Below are 3,832 nucleotides of genomic sequence, written 5' to 3' on the forward strand. Positions count from 1 at the left end.
GAATGAACAGGCGCCGTCGCGGCGAGGAAAGCCACCCGCTCGCCGAAGTCGAGCCCGTAGGGGTTCTGCGCCAGCATGGCGCCCGTCGCGGCGTCCCTGGTCGGCACAATGGTTGCCGCCGTGCGCGAGCGATGGCCGCCGAGCACCCACTCGGCATAGGCATAGACGCGCAGCCTTGCCGGCGCGGGGCCGGCATTCTGGATGCGCAGCCGCGTGATCTTCACCGGATCCACCGGGTCGACGACCTGCGTCAGATCCATCGACAGCGGCCCGCGCTTCGAGCGGAAGGTCGAGAACCCCTGCCCGTGCCAGGTCTCGTAGGTCATCGAGGGATCGCGCACCACCGCGGCCATCGGCGAGAACGCCTTGCCGCTCAACTGGTCGTAGATATAGAAGCCCTCGCCCGGCCGGTTCGACACCGGGTCGTTCGACCACGGCGTCAACTGGTAGTCGCGGCTGTTGCGGCTCCAGGTGAAGCCGGCGCCCTCGGCAGAGACGTGGAAGCCGAAGGAAGCGTTGGAGATGACGTTGATCCAGGGCTGCGGCGTCACACGACGGCCGGTCAGCCGCGTCACGTAGTGGCGGCCGTCGCCGTCGAAGCCGCCAAAGCCGTTCCAGAGGCTGAGGCCGGTGCCGTCGGCGGCAATATCGGCTCCCCCCTCGCTTGCCCGCGTCGGCTCAGGCAAAGGCGGCGACGGCTGGCGGGCCGGAACGCCTTCCGCCTGCTGCAAAGCATCGCGAGCCTGCAATGCCGCCGTTTCGGCCCGCTCGAGCTGGTCGAAGATGGTGCCGTTGCGGGTGTGGAGCGCAACACGCGCGACCGACAGTAGGGTCTTGTAGGTCGGCTCGTCCATCAGGTCGCGGCGCACGGCGAAGATGTGCTGACGCGGGCCAAGCTCGCGACCACGCAGGCGGCTGTTCTCGCACAGCGTCTCCACTGCGCGCTGCAGGTCCTGCACGTAGGAGGATGCCTGCTCGTTGACGACGACGAAGTCGATCATCATGCCGCGGGCGCGCATGTATTCCTGGAAGCGCAGCGCCTGGGCGACGATCTCGAGATCGGCGACGTCGCCGATGCGCACCAGGAAGATCGGGAAATCGCCGGAGATGCTGGTCGGCCAGAGGCTCGATTGGCGGCCGAGGCCCGAGGCGATGGAGTCGGCGGGCAGACGCAGGAACGGATCGGGATAGATCAGGTAACGCGCCAGCTTCTGCACATTGGCGGCATCGGTCAGGCTGAGGCCGAGATGGCGCGTCTGCACCTGGCTGCGCGTCCAGGCGAGCATCGCCTGGCGGGCGAAGCTCTCCTGATGGTCGAGGCGGCCGATCGCCTCGTCGAGCTCGCCGCGGTTGGCGCCGACGACGGTCCAGAAGGTCAGCGAGATCTTCTTGTTGGCCGGCACGCGCACCTGGCGGCGAAGTGCCGCCACCGGGTCGAGCGTGAAGCCGTGGCTGCCGGAGAGCCGGGCGCCGGGGTCGAAGGCGGCAGCGTCGGCGATGGTGCGGCCGCGGCCGATGAAGGCGCGGCGATCGGTTTCGGCCTCGGCGTCGCGCGAGGGACCCGACGGATCGGTGACGAAATGCACCATGGTGAGGTCGGGCTCGTTCTTTTCGCGCTTGCGCCTGGTGGCGAAGATCGCGCCGTTGTTAGCGGAGATCTCGGTCTCGACGAACATCTTCGAGAACGCCGGATGGGCGTTGTCGGAGGCTTCGTTGCCCAGCACCAGCTCGGCAAAGGACGTCACCTCGATGTGCCGGTCGGTGGGGCCGTCATTGTAAAGCGTGACGCGCCGGCCTTCGCCGTTCCCTTCGGAGATGACGATGCACTCGACCTCCGAACGCAGCGAGCCGATCGATTTGGTAAAGCTCGCCTTGTCGTCGGCAAACAGCGTCTGCACGCGCTCGCCCTCGGCGCGCTTCGGCTCGGCGGTGGCCGACCACCAGTCGCCGGTCGCGGTGTCGCGCAAGAAGATATAGGAGCCGAGACGGTCTTCGCTCGGGTCCGGCTGCCAACGGGTGATGGCAAGCTCGCCGAAGCGGCTGTAGCCGGAGCCGGTGGCGGTGACCATGACCGAGTAACGGCCATTCGACATGACGTTGGTCGCGCGCAGCGCCTTGATCGGGTCAAGGATGATGCGGCTGTCCGGGCTCTCGGTCTCGGTCTCGTCCTTGGAGCGCTCGTCGGCCTCGGTCCTGACGGTGGCGGTCGGGATGTCGCGCGGCGCCTTCTCCTGCAAGAGGAGTTCGGCCGACTCAATCACCGGATCGCTGTGGAAGCGTTCGCGCAGCCGACCCTCGAAGATGGCGTCCGCCACGGCGGCGATCGACATGCCGGAATGGTGGGCCATGTAGTTCTGGACGACGGCATGGTCGGTGCCTTCCGGCACGCGCTGCGGCGTGAAGTCGACCGCATCGTAAAAGCCGTGCCGGCCGAGCGCGCCGATCGCGCGCAGCCGCATCAGGTTCTGCACCGCCTCACGCGGATTGAACTGCGCCGCCAGGATGGTGGCGTAAGGCGCGATCACGGTGTTCTGGCCGAGACCACGCTTCAGGCCGAGGCCGGGCACGCCGAAGTTGGTGTACTGGTAGGTGAGCTCGCGGTCGCGGGCATTGTAGGCCGCTTCCGAGATGCCCCAGGGCACGTTCTTCGAGCGCGCATACTGGATCTGGCGCTTGATGATGAGCTTGCTGGTCTGGTTGAGGATCGAGCCCTGCGGCTCCTTCATCACCAGCGGCGGCATCAGGTACTCGAACATCGAGCCCGACCAGGACATCAGCGCGCCCTTGAAACCGATCTCGACAATCGGCCTGCCGAGCCGGAACCAGTGCTCGGTCGGCAAGTCGCCCTTGGCGATGCCGAACAGGCTGGTCAGCCGCGCCTCGGAGGCGAGCAAGTCGTAGCAGCTCTCGTCGAGCTGGTGCTCCTCGACGCGATAGCCGATCGACAGGAGCTTGCGCTCCTGCCGCATCAGGAAGGAGAAATCCATCTCGAAGGCGTAGCGGCGGCAGCGCCCGCGCAGCGCGAGCAGCTTGGTGCGGAGCGCCGAGACCGCGCTTTCGTCATTGTGCGAATCGTGCACATGCGCCTCGCAGGTCGCCTCCAGCCTGGCCGCCCAGTCGGCGATGACGTCGCTCTTGGGCGACGCCGCCTCGACGTGGATGGCCGTGGCGAGCTTGCGGATCTCGCCGGCCAGCACCGCGAGATTGATCGTGCGGATCGAGGCCATCTCGGGCTGCGCCTTGATGGTCATCACTGCCCGGCGCATGCCGTCGAGGCGGTCGGCAAGACGCTGGCGCAGCGGCCGCAGCTGGCGGCGGTCGTCGGGCAGTTCCTCCAGGCTCTCGTCGAGGATGGTGACGGTGTCGAGGATGCCCTCGAAATCGCCCTGCAGGTGGACGGAAGGCGCCTCGGCCCATTCGGCGCAGGCCGCGGCCACGGCGACCAGATGGCCGGCGAGATTGCCGCTGTCGACCGCCGAGATATAGAGCGGATAAAGCGGCTTCAGCGTCGTCGTGTCGTACCAATTGTAGAGATGCCCGCGATCGCGCGGCATGTTCTCGATGGTCGTCATCGTGGCGTCGATGCGGGTGATGGCATCCGACAGGCTGATCCAGCCGAAGTCGCGCGCCGACACCACCGAGAGCAGGTAGACGCCGATGTTGGTCGGCGAGGTACGCGGCGCCACCACCGGGGCCGGGCTTTCCTGGAAATTGTCGGGCGGCAGATGGTGATGCTCGGCCGTCACGAAGGTCTCGAAATAATGCCAGGTGCGACGCGCCACGGTGCGCAGCGCATGGATGTCAGCGGCGGAAATGCGCAGCCTGTCCTCGG

Annotated in this window: 1 protein-coding gene; it reads right to left on the reverse strand. The window is 67.2% G+C overall.

Annotation, left to right across the window (positions count from 1 at the left end):
- Positions 1–3,832 (reverse strand): glucoamylase family protein (locus EOA75_RS30165; RefSeq protein WP_281058587.1); only part of this gene is annotated, 3,832 nt, incomplete at both ends.

The organism is Mesorhizobium sp. M1A.F.Ca.IN.022.07.1.1 (assembly GCF_003997575.1).
Taxonomy (GTDB): Bacteria; Pseudomonadota; Alphaproteobacteria; order Rhizobiales; family Rhizobiaceae; genus Mesorhizobium.